The following is a 20,676-nucleotide window of genomic DNA, read 5'->3' on the forward strand; positions in this document are numbered from 1 at the left end:
TATCTTAAAAGTCTAGGAAAAGCAACCTATGATGCCTTGTCTTGCCTATTTTTTAGCTTCCCAGACCATATCATACCAAGTTTCCCCTGCAAAGGTTGACTGGGATAAGCCTTCGTTGACAAATCCGTGTTTTTCATAGTAGGTGATGAGATAGTCATGACAGGTTAGGTTAATGCCTTCTCTCTCATCTTCAAGAGCCAGTTCTTTCAAGGCTGTTAGCAATTTCTGACCTAGTCCTATTCCCTGTGCCTCCTTGGCAATAGAGAGACAGGTCACAGAGATATAGCCACCAGGCTCATGACTATAGTCTTTTATGTCTTCTGTAAAAGACTGGTCTTGTAGATAGCGGTGAGGGGCAACTGGCCCTTCGATATAACCAATAATCTTACCTTCTTTTTCCGCAACCAGAAACGAGGTCTGAATTTCTCTCAAATGCGCCTCAAAAACAGAGTGAGGAATGGCTTCTTCAATCGAGAAATTTTCTAGTTCAATCTCAACGATACGATCCAAATCTTCTAATTTTGCTTGTCTGATTTCCATTGTGCCTCCAGATAAAAGGGATTAAACCAAATCATACTATAGCCCTGGCTAGTTACATAAAGGGAGGTTTCTTCATCAATAAAACCGTTCATTTCAAAATAGGAAAGCAGCTCATCAGGACTCTCCAAACGAATCCCCTTGTACTCCAGCTCAACTGCCACCTCTTTCAAAGCTGCAAGAAGAAGCGTTCCCAACCCCTGTCTCTGATGGTCAGCCTTGATGACCAAAGAATGTATTTCTAGACATTGCGGATTGTGTGGGTAAGGACCACCTAGAACATAGCCCAGAATCTGATTTTCATCCCTAGCTAGAAGAAAGGTATCCGCACACTTACGGATACTTTCTTCTAAAATATGGGAAGTCAGCTGCTTGTCAGCTGGAAAAGATGATGCCTGAAGTGCCTCTATCTCAGCCAAATCAGACTTATTTGCCTGAATAATCTTAATTGGAATTTCCATGGGAACATCCTATTGAACATTGCTTGTCAAGTTAGACAAGAGACGTTCAAACGAATATTCATAGGTTTGGATATCTCCTGCTCCCATAAAGACATAGACAGCATTGTCATGGTCAAGGAGTGGAGAAACATTTTCAACAGTAATGACTTGGTGTTTTTTGTTGATTTTTTGGGCTAGGTCTTCTACCTTAACATCCCCATGATCCACTTCACGAGCAGATCCATAAATTTGCGCTAGGTAAACAGCATCCGCTTGGTTCAAAGCGTGAGCAAATTCGTCCAACAAGGCAATAGTTCTTGTAAAGGTATGCGGTTGGAAGACTGCAACAATTTCCTTGCTTGGGTATTTCTGACGAGCCGCATCCAAGGTCGCAATGATTTCTGTTGGATGGTGGGCAAAGTCATCGATAATTACGGTATCATTGACAATTTTCTCAGTGAAACGACGCTTAACACCGGCAAATGTTTTCAGGTGTTCACGCACCAAGTTCAAATCAAATCCTGCTGTGTAAAGAAGACCAATAACGGCTGTCGCATTCATGATATTGTGACGACCAAAGGTTGGGATGTGGAATTGACCCAATTCTTGTCCACGGAAATGAACGGTAAAGGTTGAACCAGTTGTTGAACGAAGAAGCTCACTAGCTACAAAGTCATTACCTTCTGCTTCAAAACCATAATAATAAATTGGTGCATCAGACGTAATTTTACGCAACTCTGCATCTTCACCATAGACAAAAAGACCTTTGGTAATTTGTTTGGCATAGTCGTTAAAGGCATTGAAAACATCCTCTAGACTTGTGAAATAGTCTGGATGGTCAAAGTCAATGTTGGTGATAATAGAGTATTCTGGATGGTAAGGCATAAAGTGACGCTCATATTCGTCAGATTCAAAGACAAAATATTTGGCATTGGCCGAACCACGACCTGTTCCATCCCCAATCAAGAAGCTAGTATCTGTAATGTGAGACAAGACATGAGACAACATACCTGTCGTTGAAGTTTTTCCATGCGCTCCTGCTACTCCCATGCTAACAAAGTCACGCATAAAGCTACCTAGAAATTCATGGTAACGTTTGTAGCTGATACCATTTTGGTCTGCATAGGCAATTTCGACGTTGTTATCTGGACGAAAGGCATTTCCAGCGATAATTTCCATATCACCGTCTAGATTCTTTTCATCAAAAGGAAGAATAGTAATTCCTGCCTGCTCAAGACCCCGTTGGGTAAAGTAGTACTTTTCAACATCTGATCCCTGAACCTTGTGCCCCATCTGGTGCAACATCAAGGCCAAGGCACTCATCCCTGATCCCTTAATTCCGATAAAATGATATGTCTTTGGCATGTTTTCTCCCCTATTCTGTAATTCTGGTCAGATTCAACTCTTGGGCAACCCGACGTTCTTGTTCTGTTTGTTTACTTTTTTTATTGTAGATTTGGCTCTTCTTTAGAAAATCATAGTTGTTTTTCTTTGGAGCAGGTGCTGACACTTCTTCATTCTTGGTAGGGATAGAATGAACTTCTTCCGCCAAGATATAATGAGACTGGGTCAATTTTTGGCTATATTTCACCAATTCACCAGGATTTTCCTTTTGGAAAGGCGCTGTCGGTTGATTGCCCTGTCTAAGAAAGCCTGAGTTAGAATGACGTCTCGCACGGCTGAAATCCTGAGTTAGATAGTTAGCAGAGCGTTTCTTTTTCAAGTCTGCACGCGCTTCTTCACGCGCCACCTCCGCATAGCTCTTTCCTTCTTTTTTTACCCCTAAAGGAGCTTTTTTAGGTTTCTCGACTTGCTTTTCAATCGGTTTTACTGGCGCCTCTTCAGTAATAGGAGCCCATCCTAAATAATTTTTATCTCGATACTCACCCTTGATATTACTGATCAGATCAGACTCATCGTACAAGTTCATGACTGGCATTTCAGTCAGCATGACCTCGTCATCTGACACCAATGGAAATCGTTCTTGTTTCATTTTCTATTTCCTTTCAACACTTCATTATAGCGTATTGTCTTGATTTTTCAAGTGCTGGCTTCAGAAATTCCCAAAATTTCTCTAATTTCTGCTAGGCTGAGACTGCCACGTGACTCTGTGCCATCCAATACTTGTGACACTAGATGTTTCTTCTGTTCTTGGAGTTCCTGAATTTTTTCTTCAATGGTTCCCTTGGTCACCAAGCGATAGACCTCAACCGTTTCTTCCTGTCCCATCCGATGGGCACGGCCAATGGCTTGCGCCTCCACCGCAGGATTCCACCAAAGGTCAACCAAGATAACCGTATCAGCACCTGTCAGGTTCAGACCGACACCACCAGCCTTGAGGGAAATCAGAAAGGCATCTCTTTCCCCTTGGTTAAAGGCCTTGGTCATGTCTTGTCTTTCCTTAGCTGGGGTTGAACCCGTAATTTTAAAGGAAGTCATGCCCAAGTCTGGCAATTCTTGTTCAATTTTCTCCAACATTCCCTTGAACTGAGAGAAAATCAAGACACGGTGTCCGCCGTCTGCCACCTGGACCAGCAGGTCTCGGAGACTATCCAGTTTGCCACTGGCTCCCTGATAATCTTCCATAAAGAGGGCAGGAGTGTCACAGATTTGACGCAAGCGCATCAGACCAGATAAGATTTCCACCCGACTTCGCTGAAATTCCTGATCTGACACTTGAGCCAATCTATCTCTCATCTGTTGCAACTGGGCTAGGTAAATAGCCTTTTGCTGGTCTTCCAGTTCATTCTTATAAACCACTTCGATTAAGTCTGGTAATTCAGTCAGCACTTCTTCTTTCTTGCGCCTCATAACAAAAGGCTTGATGAACTGAGCCACTCGCTCTGCTGGCAATTTCATAAATTCTTTCTTGCTTGGCAAAAGTCCTGGCATGACGATTTGGAAAATAGACCACAACTCACCCAGATGATTTTCAATCGGTGTCCCTGACAGGGCAAAAACTGACGGCACCACAAATTGTCTCAAGGTCTGAGCAATCTTGGTTTGGGCGTTCTTCATTACCTGAGCCTCATCTAAGAAAAGGAAGTCAAAGGCCATCCCCTGATAAAGCTCACTGTCCTGACGGAAGGTAGCATAGCTCGTCACATAGATTTGATGGCTCTCAGCAAGAATCTCTTCACGACTAGTTTTCAGACCATGCACAACAGCCACATCCAACTGTGGGGCAAATTTTTGAAATTCATCTGCCCAGTTGTAGATCAAACCTGACGGAGCTAAAATCAAAACCCGACTTTCTTTTGTCACTTGACTGGTCAAAAAAGCAATAGTCTGAAGGGTTTTACCCAATCCCATATCATCAGCCAAAATCCCACCAAAACCATAATGATGGAGCATTTGTAGCCAGCCGATTCCCTTTTCCTGATAATCTCGCAAATCAGCCTGAACCTGAGTTGCTTGTCGAGGAAAGTCCTCTGGATGCGTCAAATCATGAGCCAGATTCTGGAATTCTTGTGAAAAAGAAACACGATCTCGCCCTTCAAAGAGATGAGCTAAACTATAAGCCAAAGATTTCCGAGCCTGCAAGGAGCCATCTTTTAATTCAAACTGCCCCAGTTCCTGTAGATTTTGGCGAATTTTCTTGGTTTCTTCATCGAAAAAGTAGACTTGATTGGACGAATCAATGTAAAAATCTTGATTGGCAACCAAGGCCTGCATAGCTTGGTCAATTTCCTCTTGGGCAATATCTTGAAAATCAAACTGGATTTCCAAGAGACCTCCCTTGGAAGCAATCTGCACTTGAGGACTTGCTAGACTATAAAGTTCTGCTAACTTGTCTGATAGGTCAACCTGCCCGAGTTTTTCAAAGATTGGAATGATTTCGTGAAAGAAATGATAGACAGACTCTGCTTTTAAAGCCTGACGCCGAGATTGAAAATCTGCTTCAAAACCAGCTGCCAAACAGACTTGGAAAACTCTTTCTTCTAAGTCAGCATCACTCGAAAATGGCAATTCTTCTAGCTCTTGTCGGCTAGATACCTGTCTATCCCCATAATCAAACTGGATTTCTAGACGAATCCGATTATCCTCTTCCCTGTCAAAGTAAAACGATGGCGAAAACGTTTTGATTTGTAAGCGTTCTGGAGCTGAAACAGTCCCCATCTGGCCAAAAAGAGTCAGACAAGAAGCCAACTTATCTCGGTCACTGCTATCAAATTGCAGGTGTTTTTTCCCATGTTGATCCACAGGCAGCGCTTTGATTTCCTTGAGAAGACGCATCTGCTGATCTGTTTGAAAATAAACCTGTCCTTTATGGAAAAGCACAGCTCCCTGATAAAAGACATTGACCCTAGGACTCTCACTGATTTCCATTTCAAAATAGTCCGAGTATTCTGTTACTGTAAAGGCAAATAGATTAGCATCAGCATGCAAATCCTGAAAAAGTAAGGTCTGGTAGCTATCCACTTGATGGTCAAATTGAAAATGGGGCAAGGTCATCAGTAAATTCACACCCTGCTCAAAAAAAGTCAGAGGAAAAAAGAGGTGCCGACCTTGGTTTTGGAAAAAGAGGTCTGGAGCCTGTCCTTCCTCCACTAGTCCCCGCAAGAAAGTCAAAAGTTCTTGACTAGCCTCATCAAAGGATTCCAAAGATAGAGACTCCTCATAAGTTTTGCCAATCATATAAGACTTTCTCTGCTCGACAATCCTTAAAAAGAGTGGAATATCCCGAATGACATAGTATTTTTGGCTATTAATTTGCCCGATTCTCAATGTCCACAAGATATGATTGGTTCCTGCTTCCACCTGACCAACAGCTGATAATTCATAAGCTCGGTCTGATTTTTGAGGCATCATTCGTTCCAAAAATTTGCCGCCCAAGGTCACCTTGGTTTCAACGGCCTCTTTTTCTTCATGACCTTCTTCCAGACTCTGCAAGATTTTCTGACCACGCTCATCATTTTTTAGAAAATATTCCAGCGCCGCCAAATGCACACAGTAGCCCCTCTTTTGGAAAAAATCACAGGCACAAAAAACCAAATCATCCTCTAAACTATAGCGCAGTTCTTCTTCTGCAACGCGAGCGTAGAGCCGATTGTTCTTTTCCTTGATGATGTCAACCTTACCAGTTTCATAAAGGGCAACGCCTTCGATACGGACTTTCCCCGGAATCAATTTAGCCATATTTTCACCTTTACCTTATCTTTTTATTATACCATATTTTCACCTATGAAAATAGCCTTCTAGGAAGACTTTTCTCCTAGAAGGCTGGATTTTTAAAGTCGTAACTTCTCAAAGTAACTTCCATCTCTCTCCCAAAACTAGAAGTTAGTCTAAGACGGATTTCCACTGATTTCACGCATTTTTCTCATACTAAAAGCTAGGGTTGTGGGAAACTGGAAGTTAGTTTTAGAAGTTACCCTCTATACTATACCGGCGGCCGGGGTCGAACCGGCACGTCCTTGCGGACACTGGATTTTGAGTTCTAACTCAATGTTTTTATATCAATTAAAATAGCATGCAATCAACAATTTTACTATTTAAAAATATCTGATTTTAGCTGAATTTACCAATTATGGTATTTTTGTGGAAATTACTATATAATTCATTCATATTTTTATTAAGTACTTTCAGAACTTTATATAAAATTTTTTCAAAAACAATAACAGTTTATTAAGAACGCCATTATGAATTTTACTTTCATCAATTTGGCTTAAATTCACATTTTTAATTATTAAACAATCCTTCCAGCATTCCGGAAAACCAATTCTAGTTTTTTCTATGATACTGCTAGTCATAAATTTTCTTTCAATTTCGTTAATAAAGGTATCCCACTCATCATGAATGCTTGAATTATGACAAATAAGAATTTGTTTTATTGCCAACATATAGGCAAATAAGTCTTTATTATCTCCTTTTTTCTTCCCATACATTTTTATCTTCCGCAAAACTGGTGTATAGAATCTTGGAACACCCACATTAAAGTTACGTGCGTATAATCTGCCATAATGTGCACAAACATTCCTAATAAACCATGTGGCAGAAATCCAACTTTTACTTGCAGATATAATATGGTCCTGCATGTTAGCATCATTTTTATAATAATCATTACTAAGAAACAACTCTTCAACCCATAAACTATAAAATTTATCATTCAACTGCTCAATTATTTTAGTTGTTTCTCCAAAAGTCAGCTCAGGTACAACAACCCAAAAAGGAAACTTACAATCTTTATTACTCACATGGTGACTTATTGGAAGAGATTTAGCTTTTAATTCAAATAATCTCATTCCAATTCTTTCAATAAATTCCTGATAATCATTTTCATTTTTATAAATTGATTTATCTAAATAGCACTCGCCTTTTTGTAAATTCCCTTCATAATTACTACATAAAATATGGATAATAGAAGATTTGATTAACAATTCTATTTTACCAGTAAATTTCATCAAATTTTCTCTCAAAAATGAATTGAATTCATAAAGTTCAATACAGTCTTGAAAAGAAAAAGTAGTATCTTCTCGTTTCGGTAAACACTTTCTGTATATTGAAAAATCATAATAATTTGTCTGAAAAAGGAACTGTTTAGCGAAAGCCTCATCAGACTCATTAATTATTACTTTAGCACCTGTTTTCTTTACTGGTCTAGCAAGCTTCTTCTTCAACTTATCAAATTCAAGAAATTCTTTCATTGAAGAGTTTTTATCAGGGGCTAGTGCATAATATTTGACAGAAATATTTTTTACCTTAATCTTTTCATCAGTTGTATTCATCATTCACCCTAAAAAAAAAGCCTCACAAAACTATTTGATTGATTAATCAAAGGGAGCCTTGGGAGTTCTTGTACAATTATTATAGCCTAATCCCTATTTTTTGTAAACCCCCTTTCCATACCACCAAATGTAGTAGCTCCAATCTTTTTTAACCAAAAAACTCCATATATAGTGCTATTTTTAGACACAAGAACACAAGATATAGATAGAGGTCTTCAAGACCTCTATCTATTGTGTTTTATAAGTGAAAATATTTTTTAAAAATATTTAAAAAATAATAAAAACGATTTTTAAAGTTTGGCAAAAGTCGTCACAATCCGCTGACAAACTTCTTGTAGTAGGGATTTAGGCATAGCTACATTGAGACGGGCATGGAGACTTCCTTCCTCTCCAAAATCCAAACCACGGTTGAGGATAACCTTGGCTTCATTTCTCAAAAGCTCTTGTAATTTTTCATCAGTCAGGTCATAAGCTGAAAAATCAAGCCAAATCAAGTAGGTTCCTTGCGGCTTCATGACCTTGATTTTAGTCTCTTTTCCAAATAAATCGACCACATAATTGATATGTTCTTCAAAGACTTGCTTGAGTTCCTCTAGCCAATCCTTCCCATAGCGATAGGCAGCTTCTGTCGCCAAATAACCCAAACCTGAAATTTCATGCTGATTATTAGCCAACTGGCGTTTCTGGTAAGCCACTCTCAGCTTAGGATTTTCAATGACGGCATAGGAATTTTTTGTCCCAGCGATGTTAAAGGTTTTAGTGGCACTAGTCAAGACGACGGCAAATTCTTTAAAGTCAGGGTTGATGGTATTGAAGGAATGATGCTTGTGACCAAAGAGGGCCAAATCTTGGTGAATCTCATCTGAAATCAAGAAAACACCATGTTTTTGGCAGAGTTGGCCAATCTTCTCCAACACTTCCTTTTCCCACACACGTCCACCAGGATTATGAGGGTTGCAGAGGATATAGAGTTTGACATCCTCTTCTACCAAATCCTTCTCCAGTTGGACAAAGTCAATCTCAAACAGGCCATCCTTTTCCACTAAAGAATTGGTGATCAATCTGCGGTTGTTCAACTTGACACTGCGAGCAAAAGGTGGGTAAACAGGTGTATTAATCAGAACTGCCTCGCCTTCTTTTGTAAAGGCTTGAATAGCTGTTGAAATAGCTGGTACCACACCCTCGATAAAGACAAGGGCCTCTTTGTCAAAGTGATAGCTGTGTTGTATGGCTTCCCACTTTTGAACTTCCTTAATCAACTCTTCACTGGCATAGGTATAGCCATAAACCAGTTGGTCTGCGTAAGTTTGCACGGCTTGGCGGATTTCAGGCAAAACAACAAAGTCCATATCCGCTATCCAAGCTGGTAGGACTTCACTATCCGTTTCCGCCTCTTTCCATTTGTAGGTATGGTGCCCTAGACGATTGGGCAGGCTTGTAAAATCATATTTCCCCATCTTTGTCTTATCCTTCCAAGGCTTGGCGCAAATCCGCAATCAAATCTCTAGCATCCTCAATCCCAATTGACAAACGCAAGAGGTCATCTGTCAAACCATAAGAATGTCGCACTTCTGCTGGAATATCAGCGTGGGTTTGCGTCGTTGGATAGGTAATGAGACTTTCCACTCCACCCAAACTTTCCGCAAAAGAGAAGACCTTGAGACTATTCAAGATATGTGGAATGCGTGTTTCATCCGCTACTTTAAAGGAAATCATGCCCCCACGACCAGTGTAGAGAACTTCCTTGACTGCTGGAGAATCCTTCAAAAAGGCAACCACTTCTTGGGCATTGGCTGTTGAGCGCTCCATACGAAGAGACAAGGTCTTGAGACCACGAATCAACTGGTAGCTATCAAACGGCGACAAGACTGCCCCTGTCGTATTGAGATTATAGAAGAGTTTCTCGTATAGTTCTAAACTATTGGTCACAACCACTCCAGCCAAGACATCATTATGCCCTGCTAGATACTTGGTTGCTGAATGAAGGACGATGTCTGCTCCATCTTCAATCGGACGTTGGTAGATAGGGCTGTAGAAGGTATTGTCTACCACCACTTTGGCACCCTTAGCATGAGCCAATTTTGCTAGTTTTTCAATATCAAATTCCAACATCAAAGGATTGGTTGGTGTTTCAATATAGAGAACATCCACATCCTTCTCTAACTCGGCAATCAACTCTTCTTCTGTATTGGCATAGGTAAAATGGAAACGACCTTCCTGCTCCACTTGGTTGAACCAGCGGAAAGAACCACCGTAAAGGTCACGGACAGCCAAAACCTTACTTCCTACTGGAAAGACGCTAAAAGCCAAGACAATAGCTGACATCCCTGAGCTAGTAGCTAGGGCATAGTCTGCTGACTCAATAGCCGCCAAGACTTCCTCCGCCTTGCTACGAGTCGGATTTTTAGTACGCGTATAGTCAAATCCAGTAGATTTACCAAACTCTGGATGCTGATAAGTCGTTGAAAAATGAAGCGGTGTCACCAAAGCTCCTGTCGCTTCGTCTGACTTGATACCCGCCTGGGCCAAAATTGTGTTGATGTGTAATTCCTTGCTCATACAATACCTCCAAATCTATAGTAACTATTGTACCACTTATTTTCATCAACTCATTTTCTTCTTTTCAAGAGCTAGTTATAGTTTCAAGCTATACACTTATCGAATAAAGTTAAAAAAGAATCCAGAAAATATTCCAGATTCTTTTGTGAAAATCCTTGCTAGGGTTTACTTAGACCGAAAGAAATCCTGTTGGGCTAAATAGTCATAATGCTCTTTGTTAAATTGATACTGACCCACACGCTGACTAAGCTGACCGACATCCACGGAAAACATATAGGCTTTATTTTGATAGTTCCAGTTCAGCCTAACTGTATTCAAGACTGGCTTATAAGCAAAATCTTTAACCTGATTCCAAGGCATCTCAAGGACTTGATTAAAACGATTTTCAGTTACATCACTGACGTCCATCAAGTAGATTCCCTTAGGTGTGAATGCCAGAATCTTAGGCTTCACATTCGACTGAACATAGTAAGCTCCTCCTATAACGAAGAAATCAATAAAGGATTTCAGCCATGTCTTTTTCTTGAAGGCCATCAGAAAATTCCTTTGCCCTTCAATGTGACAAGTTGATAGAAATGATGCAATCTGTTTTTCTGTTGCAAACTCCATAATAGCGCCCATGATGTTACCTCCATAACGATTAGTAAATAGGCAAATAAGAACTCTTCACATAAAGAAGAACTTATCATTTGTTGCATTTTACCTTACTTTTACAGTAGATGGCATCCCTCCTATAAAATCACCCTAGCATGTGCATACTTCAATCAACATTGGGGAGATTTCGAACCTAGTTTTCCATAACCTTTTATTATATTCATTATATCATAAAACCAACAAACAAATAAAAAATTGCAAGATTTTTCTTCAAAATTTGCCATCATTCTATATAAAAACGACAGCTTCTTTCGAAACCATCGTTTTTCTTGAAAAATCCTTATTTCACATGTTTTGCCAATTCTTCTTGGGCTTTTTTATTGGATTCTTCTTTTTCTTTCAGCCATTTTTCTTTGGCTTTTTCATATTCGTCTTTTGTGACTGTCTTATCTTGTAATTTGAGGTATTTATATGATTCAACCCCTTTATTACCAGCCAATGAATATGGTGTTGAGAAAGGAACAATTTTTCTCAATGTTGGTGTTCCGCCTAGTGAAACATTTGGAATTGCTAGAGAGCTATCTACTAACCAAGCTTGGGCATCTGCATATTTTTCATAACGTTTAGCTGGATCTTGCTCCTTATTAGCTTCTTCCAACATTTGAGTGTAGACATCCAGTCCAACAGCCTTGGCTTTATCATTGGCTTCACCAGGCTCTATACCTAGATTTTGCATCAAACCACCAGAATTAACGTTAAAGACGTCAAGATAGGTTGAAGGATCTTGATAGTCTGGACTCCAACCACCGTTGTAAAGATCATAATCCTTCTGAGCTGCAGTTTGAGCAAGATAACCTGAACTTTCATAGTCCTCTGTAGAAAGTTGATGAACATCAATCACAACATTATCTGCACCTAAGACAGATTCTATTGATTGCTTCATGGAATTGATTCCTTGAATTTCTGCCTTATTTGTCAAATCTACAGTTTTATCTAAGTGGATAGGGAATTGAACTCCTTTAGCTTGGAGTTCTTTCTTAGCCTCTGCAAATTTAGCCTTGGCTTTTTCAGCATTGTAGTATGGATCTTGGGCATCAGCAAAGTTGATTCCTTGCCATTCCTTACCGTAGTTAACCATTTTAGACGCAACTACTTCACCAAAGTCTTTGCCATTGATACTTACGAAGTTTGGTGGAACGACTAGGTTACGCAAAATCTTGGTTGCACCATCCTCTCCTTGAGATTGAGCCCCGTAAGCTGTCCGGTCATAGGCAAAGTTAATGGCTTGACGGAAGTTTTTATTAAGAACCGCTTCCTGAGTCGATTTCTTTTCAGCATCACTTGTCTTGGAAGTGAATTTATAAGATTTTCTATCTAGGTTAAAGTTTAAGAAATAAGAAGTGGCATCTTGCAAGCTATAGATGATATTGTCCTTATTCTTTTCTTTAATACCTTCAAAGCTTGCACTATTTGGATAAAGGCGAGCATAACTATAAGCTCCCTCAACAAAGTTACGAGCTAGTGCATCTTGGTCACTACCATCATAATAAGCCAATTTCACATCATCTACAAAGACATTTTTAGCATCCCAGTAGTTCGGATTTTTCTTGAATTCAATGACAGATTTTGAAACAAAGGATTTCATCAAGAAAGGTCCATTGTACAAAATACTAGATGGGTCTACCTTCCCAAAATCATCACCTTTTGATTTCAAGAAATCCGCATTGACTGGGAAGAGAATGGTTGAAGTTGTTTTTGAGTTCCAGTAAGATTCTGGTCGTGTCAAGGTATATTGAACCGTTTGGTCGTCAAGAGCCTTGACTCCGACAGTTGAAAAGTCGCTTGTTTTCCCGTTGATATAGTCATCTAAACCAGCAACGGATTCTTGCACCAAGTATAAGGCTTCGGATTTTTTATCTGCTGCATATTTCAAACCAGTTACAAAATCTTGGGCAGTTACAGGAGCATATTCATCTCCATCTGCAGTATACCATTTAGCATCTTTACGCAGTTTGTAGGTATAGGTCAAGCCATCCTTGGATACACTCCAATCCTCTGCCAAAGATGGGATATAATTCCCATACTGGTCATTTTCCATGAGCCCATCTACCAAATTAACCACGATATCATTGGTTGTTGCCCTGTTTTCTGCTAGATAATTCAAACTAGACGGATCACTAGTATAAACATAGTTATATGTTTTTGACCCTGTGCTGGAATTTCCACAGGCACTTAACAAAATACCTGCACTTAACACGACACCTGCAAGCGTTGCATACTTGGCCTTAGACTTTTTCATCTCCAGAACCTCCTGATTTAAATATTTGTTTTATTATACAGGCTAACTACTTTTTAGTCAAGTGTTTTTTGACATAAAATTCAATTACTTTCGTTATTTATTCTCTGTTTTACATTTTATATCCAATTCTAACAATAAAAAATGAATAAGAGAGTGTTTTGGTTTTTAAAAAACTCAACTTATTCATTTTATTTATAAATTATTTTTCTAAGAAATTTTTAATTTTACTCGCAGGCGATCTGCTTGGGCTTTTCCAATCACCTTATCCAACAAACGGGTACGGAGACTCATGACCCCGTATACTCCTCCACCCATGGCACCGACAAGGGATACATAAAGGAAGCTCCACAAACGTCCACTTGGTTGGAATACAAATCCTAAAATCCACTGGATGGCACCGACACCGATGAACATAACAAAGGTCAACAAACTGATTAAAATGGTTCGCTTCAAAATCACCTTGCGCTTAACACCAGTTACTTGACAAATGTCCCGATACATCAAGACATTAGGAATAACGAGGCCGATTGTAGTGGAAATCAAGGGTCCGTAACTGTGGAAGAGGGCGATGGTAGGTATTTGCAAGACCAGCTTGGCAATGGAACCATAGATAAAATAGAGAACTGCCTTGCGGTTGCGGAACATGGCCTGAAGCATTGGAGACAAGACCATGTACAAGCCTAAAATAGTAGACTGCAAAACTGCAAAGACAAACAAGCCCATGGCCAAACTATCTGGCTTGCCATAGAAGACTGTATAAAGAGGTTCCCCTACCATGACCACTCCAACTGTTGCTGGTATCAGGAATACGAAAAGCATGGTAATGCTGTCCTGAACAAGACGAGAAGCTGCCTTCAAGTCCCCCTTGACATAGTTTTCAGTCAAAAGTGGCAAACCGACACCCCCAATTGAAACCCCTACAGAAATCAAAATCATCGTGATTTTATTAGGATTGGCTGAGAAATAAGAAAACATGACAACCAAGTCTTCATTACTATAATTAGTAAACCAACTCATACTATTGATAAAGGTCATCTGGTCCAGAATCTGAAACAGCTGGATAGCAGACCCAGTCAGGATAAAAGGAATGGCTTCCTTAATGGTATCGATCAAGAGACTCTTGCTATTAATCTTATCCCTCGTTTCAAAGACTCTTTTGAGTAACCCTTCTTGAGCAAGGAAATAGACCAAAACTGCAAAACTGGCTACCATACCGACAAAGGCCGCAAAGGTCGATTGGGTAACGGCTGCTAGGTAATCTCCTGAACCAAGTTTCATAATGATAAAGGTTGCTAAGAGCATCCAGATAACACGAATGACCTGCTCAGCGATTTGACTCATGGCATAAGGTTTGAGGTTATTCATCCCTTGGAAAAATCCTCGGATAACACTCATAGACGGGAAAATCAAGACTCCCCAAGCCAAGCTTTGCATGATTGGGATCAAATCTTTGCCCACGCCAGATAAGTCTGCTAGCCAAGGAGCAAAAACATACAAGATTAAAGCAAAAACCAAACCTAGTCCTGTCATAAATCCTAGAAAGCTCCGAATCAGGGCAAAGCTATGCTCCTCTTCTCGCATGGTATTATACTTGGCAACTTGCTTGGCCACCGCAACTGGAATCCCTGCTGTTGAAACCAGCAAGAACCAGGCATAGATATTATAACCCATGGTAAAGAGACCATTGGCCGTAGCCGCATAAGACCCCATCCAGATGTACCAAGGGATAATGTAAATAGCCCCAAGCAGGCGACTGATAAAGTTACTAGCCGTTAACCAAGCAGTCCCCCGTAACATCTGGGCCTGCTGGTGATTGTTTTCGTGCGACATAGATTCCTCATTCAATTTTGATAACTAGGAAAAAGTTCCTTATCTTCCATTATAAACTTTTCCTTGTTACTTGTAAATTTGCGACTTTCGGTTTACAATAGAAAGTATGATTAAGATTGAAACCGTATTAGATATTTTAAAGAAAGATGGTCTCTTCCGTGAGATTATCGACCAAGGACACTATCACTACAACTACAGCGATGTCAGCTTTGACACCATCTGCTATGACAGTCGTAAGGCTAAAGAAAAGAGCCTCTTTTTCGTCAAGGGTGCTGCCTTTAAGAAGGAATTTCTTCTTTCAGCAATCTCTCAAGGACTCGGTTGGTATGTGGCTGAAAAGGACTATGAAGTTGGTATTCCTGCCATTATCGTCAGTGATATCAAGAAAGCTATGAGTTTGATTGCTATGGAATTTTATGGAAATCCACAGGAAAAACTCAAACTCCTTGCCTTTACTGGTACTAAGGGTAAAACAACAGCAGCCTATTTCGCCTATAACATCTTATCTCAAGGGCATCGCCCTGCAATGTTGTCGACCATGAACACAACTCTAGATGGCAAAACTTTCTTTAAATCAGCGTTGACAACCCCTGAGAGTATTGACCTCTTTGATATGATGCATCAAGCTGTGCAAAATGACCGTACCCACCTCATCATGGAAGTCTCCAGTCAAGCCTATCTGGTTAAACGTGTCTATGGCCTAACCTTTGATGTGGGAGTTTTCCTCAATATCAGCCCCGACCATATCGGCCCTATTGAACACCCTAGCTTTGAAGACTACTTCTACCACAAACGTCTCTTGATGGAAAATAGCCGAGCAGTCATCATTAATAGTGACATGGATCACTTTTCTGTCTTGAAAGAACAAGTGGCAGATCAAGAACATGATTTCTACGGTAGCCAGTCTGATAACCAAATCGAGAATTCCAAAGCCTTTAGCTTTTCAGCTAGTGGAAAGTTAGTTGGAGACTATGATATTCAACTCATTGGCCACTTCAACCAAGAAAATGCTGTTGCTGCTGGACTTGCTTGTCTCCGTCTCGGAGCTAGTCTTGAGGACATCAAAAAAGGAATTGCTGCAACCCGCGTTCCTGGCCGTATGGAAGTCCTCACTCAGAAAAATGGAGCCAAGGTCTTCATCGACTACGCCCACAATGGGGACAGTCTCAAAAAACTAATCAAGGTTGTAGAGACTCATCAAACTGGAAAAATTGCTCTGGTTCTGGGTTCGACAGGAAACAAGGGAGAAAGCCGTCGTAAGGACTTTGGCCTCCTCCTCAATCAACATCCTGAGATTCAAGTCTTTCTGACTGCTGATGACCCCAACTATGAAGACCCAATGGCCATTGCAGATGAAATTAGTAGCTACATCAATCATCCTGTTGAAAAAATTGCGGATCGCCAAGAAGCCATCAAGGCAGCTATGGCTATCACAAATCAAGAATTAGATGCAGTTATTATTGCTGGTAAGGGAGCCGATTGCTACCAAATCGTCCAAGGAAAAAAAGAAGCCTATCCAGGAGATGCAGCTGTCGCAGAAAATTATTTATAAGATAGTAAAAAAATCAAGGGAAACGAAACCCTTGATTTTTTCTATCTTTATTTAAAAGCGTTTTTCAAACCTTCAACGGCACCTTCTACAGCACCTTTAGCATCTTCAACTACTTCTTTTGCCTTAGCAACTGTCTTTTCAACAGCGCCTTCTGCTTCAGTCTTGCTATCCTCAGTAACCTTACCAAATCCTTCTTTGATAGCGCCTGTTGCTTGTTCCAATTTGTTTTCAAGTGACATATGATTGTCTCCTTTAGTTTATTCCGATATGTGTTACCGGTTACATATAGTTTATACCGAATACTAAGGAAAGTCAAACAATGTGCTCAGAAACAAGAAATCATGCCAAGTAGAAAGTTAATCTGTCCTTATCAAAATCGACAGCCAACTCATACTTTCCATCTTCATTTTGGATAATATAACCTAGGACAACTAAACTGTCCACAAAGATATCACGGCGTTTCTGCATAAGCTGGTCTTTTTTGAGAAATTTCAACAAAAAAGTCGTCATATACTTGAGAGCATACTCAGGATTGACATCTCCCAAAATGTCATAGAGCTCCTGCTGTTTTTCTGTCAAAGGATACTGATGTTTGACCTTGTAGAAATAATTGGAAAGAGTCATTTTAGTTCGCGCAAAGTCCGTCATTTCAACTAAAATAGCTGCATTAGTTTGATTGCGCAACTCCGTCTCAAAACTCTGCTCCAACAAGGCTTGATAGGCCGAACTATCTTCACTGACAAAAATCTCTTGATCCAGTTCGAGACTATCAAGGGACTCAAGCATAGGAAGATTGAGGTAATAGCGCTTATTTTCCCGTAGAATCAATCCAGCCTTTATATACTCTTCCATGAGTTTATCAACTGCTACATCTGGAAACTTGGCCTTAATTTCCCGTAGAATCACATCATCATGCTGGTCCAGATAGCGGATCAATTCTCCAAAAAATGGCTGTCTCGTCAAACGAGATGGATTAAAAATCTGAATCATGAAGATTCCTTTCTTTACATTCTAACAGAGGCGATGCTGCCAACTGACTGGGATTGGTCCCAGTTTGGTTCAGAGGAACAGGCAGATCTAGTTCTCTGTAATACTCTCTCCAAAAATCACTAATGTCCTGCTTCCCATCCCCAAATTTCATGGGAATGGTTTCAAAAATCGGTAGGATTTCTGCTATATACTGGGAACAGTAAAAACCATGTCCATCTGGATAGAAAGAAGCATTGTAGGGTGCTCCTAGATGTTTGCAAGCTTTTTCCTTCACTAACCGAATATCTATTTCTGGGTAGACATAGAGGTCGTACAAATGATTGGACTCAAAGAAGTCTGCTGGTTCCTGACAGATAACACCATCCTGTCCACTAGCGTGGTAAATCATCCCATCCAAATAAATGGCAACATGGTTATAGTTGCCTGTGGAAGTCTGGATGGCCTGTCCCGTATCTGACTCATCTCTCACAAAATCATACTCTTCGAAAATCTCTTCAAACCACGTCAGCGTCGCCTTACCGTACTCAAGTACAGCTTGCGGCTAGCTTCCTAGTTTGCTCTTTGATTTTCATTGAGTATCAAATCGCCAGTTTCTAACATGCTTCACTCCTAGAAAAAAAGGAGCCGAAACTCCTTTCGATATAATTCAAACTAGCCTTTCCTAATTTGAATTAACACTCAAAATCTTAAGCATTAAAGCTTTCAGTCAATTGAGGTACCACTTGTTTCTTACGTGAAACGGCACCAGCAAGGAAGGCATGGTTATTTTCAAGTTTGAAGTTGAAGGCTGCTTCAACCTTGCCCATATTAGCACCAAGTGCTAGGATTTCTGAGTTTGAGTTGACGATATCTGTAATCATCAAGACAAAGTCAGAGTAGCCATTTGCTGTGTTAGCAGCTTGCATTGCAGCTTCAATTTCTGCTTGGCGTTCCAATACTTCAGCGATGTCCACTGTGTTTACTTGGGCAACACGGACATTATTTCCGTTCAATTCAAAAGTCTTAGCATCGATGTCAATCAATTCGTCAGCAGATTTGCTAGCCAAGTTGGTACCAGCTTTCAACATAGCCAAACCATATTCTTCCAAGTTTACACCAGCTAATTCAGCCAATTCAGGAGCAATGACTTTATCTGTTGGGTGTGTTGTTGGTGATTTCAAAAGAAGAGTATCTGAAATCAAACCTGAAAGCATCAAACCAGCAAGCTCTTTAGGCACAGCTACACCATGTTCTTTGAACATACGGTAAACGATTGAAGACGCTGATCCAACTGGCTCCAAACGCATGTAGAGTGGGCTTGCAGTTTCAAAGTTAGCCACACGGTGATGGTCCACAACACCATAAACTTCTACTTCAGCGATATCTGATACAGATTGTTGGAATTCATTGTGGTCAGTCAGGATAACTTGCTCTGCGCCTTCTGCTTTAGCAGAAGTGATAACACGCGGTGCTTCCACACCAAAATAGTTCAAGACAAAGGCTGTTTCTTCATTTGGAGTTCCAAGAGCAACAGCTTCCGTATCCAAACCATAAGCTTCTTTTGCAAGGTAGGCAAAGGCTACAGATGACCCGATGGCATCTGAGTCTGGATTTTGGTGACCAAATACTAGAATCTTAGACATGATAATACCTCATTTTGTTTATTCTCTTTATTGTAGCATTTTTTTCGCTTTTTGACAAAAGTAAGAGGAGTCAAAGGACTCCTCACGATTCTTCAAAATAACTGAGTAAATTTCTATCTTGATTTTCAGATAAAAATTCTTCCTTCTGTGACCTCTTCTTACGCTTGAGAAGTGCTTCAGCTGACATGGCTTCTTCCTTACTGGCAAAACCTTGAGCATAGATAAGTTTGACTGGCAAGCGTGCTCGTGTGTATTTGGCTCCCTTCCCACTATTGTGAACAGCGAGGCGTCTTCTCACATCAGTCGTATAGCCTGTATAGTAGGATCCGTCACGGCACTCCAGCACATACATATAAGCCTTATGATCCATAATAAATCTCTTCAAGTTCAGGCGTATAAGAGCCATCATCATTGTGAACAATGAGAGGTGGTAAAACCTTAAAGCCGCTTGTCGAGCCATCCTTGATAGCCTCAATCAAAAGCATATTAGCTTCCTTTTCCTTTTTTGGATAGACAAATTGCAGGCGCTTAGGCGCTAGATTATGCCGTTGTAACGTATCTAAAATATCCAGAAGTCGATCAGGACGATGAACCATGGCCAAACGCCCATTAGATTTGAGAATACTCTGGGCACTACGACAGATTTCCTGCAAATTGGTCGTGATTTCATGGCGCGCCAAGAGATAATGTTCGCTCTCGTTCAGGTTTGAATGAGGATCCACCTTGAAATAGGGCGGATTACACAAAATCATATCCACCTTACTCCCCTGAATGTGAGCAGGCATATTTTTCAAATCATCACAGATGACCTGCATCTGCTCTTCCAAACCATTCAAACGGACAGAGCGTTCAGCCATATCCGCCAAACGCTCCTGAATCTCAACAGCCAATATCTGCGCTTGAGTACGAGTGCTAGCAAAAAGTCCCACTGCTCCATTACCAGCGCAGAAATCCACTATCAAGCCCTTCTTAGGAAAACGTGGAAAGCGTGACAAGAGAACACTATCCACCGAATAGCTAAAAACCTCTCTATTTTGAATAATTTTGATATCTGTTGAGAAGAGCTGGTTAATGCGCTCTCCTGATTTTAATAATTGTTCTTCTTCCATGGTTCTATTATAGCAAATTTATATTAACATTACAAAAGATAGAGATTTCTAACTAGTGCTTCTGCTTCTTCAAATGTTGAAGGGCTTCCTTGGTCCAAATTGGCATCATTCGTTTAAGAGGCGCAAAGCCGTAGTTAAAACGGTCGCTTGAAAAGCGTCTCCGTCTAGGAAACTGGTGCTTTTCCTCCTCTAAAGTGCGGATAGAAAGACTAGCTTTTCCTGTAAATTCATCTAAATCCACTACTTGAACTTGAACTTCTTCATCGACTTTCAAGGCGTCATGAATATTTTCAATAAATCCTGTTCGAATCTCTGAAATGTGAATCAGCCCCGTATCACCCGTTTCTAGCTCAACAAAGGCACCGTAGGGCTGAATCCCTGTAATACGGCCCTTTAGCTTATCACCGATTTTCATC

19 protein-coding genes are annotated in these 20,676 nt (G+C 40.4%); 1 reads left to right on the plus strand and 18 read right to left on the minus strand.

The window, feature by feature from the left end; all coding sequences use genetic code 11:
- Window positions 1–45: 45 nt before the first annotated feature.
- The 11 genes from CYK16_RS00435 to CYK16_RS00490 form a co-directional block, all read right to left on the minus strand.
- The gene (locus CYK16_RS00435) at window positions 46–540 is read right to left on the minus strand and encodes a GNAT family N-acetyltransferase (RefSeq protein ID WP_101776475.1); all 495 of its coding nucleotides are present in this window, start codon (window positions 538–540) and stop codon (window positions 46–48) included.
- Window positions 516–998, minus strand: a complete 483-nt coding sequence (locus CYK16_RS00440; protein WP_101776476.1) for a GNAT family N-acetyltransferase — start codon at window positions 996–998, stop codon at window positions 516–518. Before CYK16_RS00440 ends, CYK16_RS00435 begins: the two co-directional genes overlap by 25 nt.
- Window positions 999–1,007: 9 nt before the next feature.
- Window positions 1,008–2,342: a UDP-N-acetylmuramate--L-alanine ligase gene (murC, locus tag CYK16_RS00445; RefSeq protein WP_033677684.1), complete on the minus strand. Its 1,335-nt coding sequence runs from the start codon at window positions 2,340–2,342 to the stop codon at window positions 1,008–1,010.
- 10 nt (window positions 2,343–2,352) lie between these two features.
- Window positions 2,353–2,970: a hypothetical protein gene (locus tag CYK16_RS00450; protein WP_060806281.1), complete on the minus strand. Its 618-nt coding sequence runs from the start codon at window positions 2,968–2,970 to the stop codon at window positions 2,353–2,355.
- 47 nt (window positions 2,971–3,017) lie between these two features.
- Window positions 3,018–6,116: a DEAD/DEAH box helicase gene (locus tag CYK16_RS00455; protein ID WP_060806282.1), complete on the minus strand. Its 3,099-nt coding sequence runs from the start codon at window positions 6,114–6,116 to the stop codon at window positions 3,018–3,020.
- Between the two features lie 446 nt (window positions 6,117–6,562).
- Complete coding sequence (locus CYK16_RS00460; RefSeq protein ID WP_060806283.1) at window positions 6,563–7,705, minus strand: Abi family protein; 1,143 nt, start codon at window positions 7,703–7,705, stop codon at window positions 6,563–6,565.
- Between the two features lie 290 nt (window positions 7,706–7,995).
- Window positions 7,996–9,162, minus strand: a complete 1,167-nt coding sequence (locus CYK16_RS00465; RefSeq protein WP_060806284.1) for a MalY/PatB family protein — start codon at window positions 9,160–9,162, stop codon at window positions 7,996–7,998.
- Window positions 9,163–9,169: 7 nt separating this feature from the next.
- On the minus strand, window positions 9,170–10,264 hold the full coding sequence (locus CYK16_RS00470) for a cystathionine gamma-synthase (RefSeq protein ID WP_020902227.1): 1,095 nt from the start codon (window positions 10,262–10,264) through the stop codon (window positions 9,170–9,172).
- A gap of 165 nt (window positions 10,265–10,429) precedes the next feature.
- A complete protein-coding gene (locus CYK16_RS00480) occupies window positions 10,430–10,885 on the minus strand; it encodes a hypothetical protein (RefSeq protein WP_060806285.1) in 456 nt (151 codons plus the stop codon).
- 313 nt (window positions 10,886–11,198) lie between these two features.
- Window positions 11,199–13,157: a peptide ABC transporter substrate-binding protein gene (locus tag CYK16_RS00485; protein WP_060806286.1), complete on the minus strand. Its 1,959-nt coding sequence runs from the start codon at window positions 13,155–13,157 to the stop codon at window positions 11,199–11,201.
- 207 nt (window positions 13,158–13,364) lie between these two features.
- A complete protein-coding gene (locus tag CYK16_RS00490) occupies window positions 13,365–14,987 on the minus strand; it encodes a putative polysaccharide biosynthesis protein (protein ID WP_060806287.1) in 1,623 nt (540 codons plus the stop codon).
- A gap of 106 nt (window positions 14,988–15,093) precedes the next feature.
- On the opposite strand from CYK16_RS00490, the gene CYK16_RS00495 reads away from it, so the two are divergent.
- Window positions 15,094–16,539 carry a UDP-N-acetylmuramoyl-L-alanyl-D-glutamate--L-lysine ligase gene (locus CYK16_RS00495; RefSeq protein WP_060806288.1) on the plus strand — a complete coding sequence of 482 codons (1,446 nt, stop codon included), beginning with the start codon at window positions 15,094–15,096 and terminating at the stop codon, window positions 16,537–16,539.
- A 47-nt stretch (window positions 16,540–16,586) separates the two neighbouring features.
- Here CYK16_RS00495 and CYK16_RS00500 read toward each other — a convergent pair whose 3' ends face one another.
- The 7 genes from CYK16_RS00500 to CYK16_RS00530 form a co-directional block, all read right to left on the minus strand.
- Window positions 16,587–16,778, minus strand: a complete 192-nt coding sequence (locus CYK16_RS00500) for a CsbD family protein (RefSeq protein WP_023943256.1) — start codon at window positions 16,776–16,778, stop codon at window positions 16,587–16,589.
- Between the two features lie 100 nt (window positions 16,779–16,878).
- Window positions 16,879–17,529 (minus strand): DUF1803 domain-containing protein, encoded by a 651-nt coding sequence (locus tag CYK16_RS00505; RefSeq protein ID WP_060806289.1) that lies wholly within the window; start codon window positions 17,527–17,529, stop codon window positions 16,879–16,881.
- On the minus strand, window positions 17,513–18,019 hold the full coding sequence (locus tag CYK16_RS00510) for a YiiX/YebB-like N1pC/P60 family cysteine hydrolase (protein ID WP_060806290.1): 507 nt from the start codon (window positions 18,017–18,019) through the stop codon (window positions 17,513–17,515). The genes CYK16_RS00505 and CYK16_RS00510 overlap by 17 nt, the downstream gene beginning before the upstream one ends.
- A 196-nt stretch (window positions 18,020–18,215) precedes the next feature.
- A complete protein-coding gene (locus CYK16_RS00515) occupies window positions 18,216–19,151 on the minus strand; it encodes a manganese-dependent inorganic pyrophosphatase (protein WP_060806291.1) in 936 nt (311 codons plus the stop codon).
- 82 nt (window positions 19,152–19,233) lie between these two features.
- Entirely contained in the window at window positions 19,234–19,521 is a 288-nt protein-coding gene (locus tag CYK16_RS00520; RefSeq protein WP_000349614.1) for a GIY-YIG nuclease family protein, read from the minus strand.
- A complete protein-coding gene (locus tag CYK16_RS00525; RefSeq protein ID WP_060806292.1) occupies window positions 19,511–20,260 on the minus strand; it encodes a tRNA1(Val) (adenine(37)-N6)-methyltransferase in 750 nt (249 codons plus the stop codon). The genes CYK16_RS00520 and CYK16_RS00525 overlap by 11 nt, the downstream gene beginning before the upstream one ends.
- A gap of 52 nt (window positions 20,261–20,312) precedes the next feature.
- Window positions 20,313–20,675 (minus strand): S1 RNA-binding domain-containing protein, encoded by a 363-nt coding sequence (locus tag CYK16_RS00530; protein ID WP_000689589.1) that lies wholly within the window; start codon window positions 20,673–20,675, stop codon window positions 20,313–20,315.
- Between the last annotated feature and the right edge of the window lies 1 nt (window position 20,676).

Origin of the sequence: Streptococcus oralis subsp. dentisani, from assembly GCF_002860905.1 — a bacterium.
Taxonomy (GTDB): domain Bacteria; phylum Bacillota; class Bacilli; order Lactobacillales; family Streptococcaceae; genus Streptococcus; species Streptococcus oralis_BA.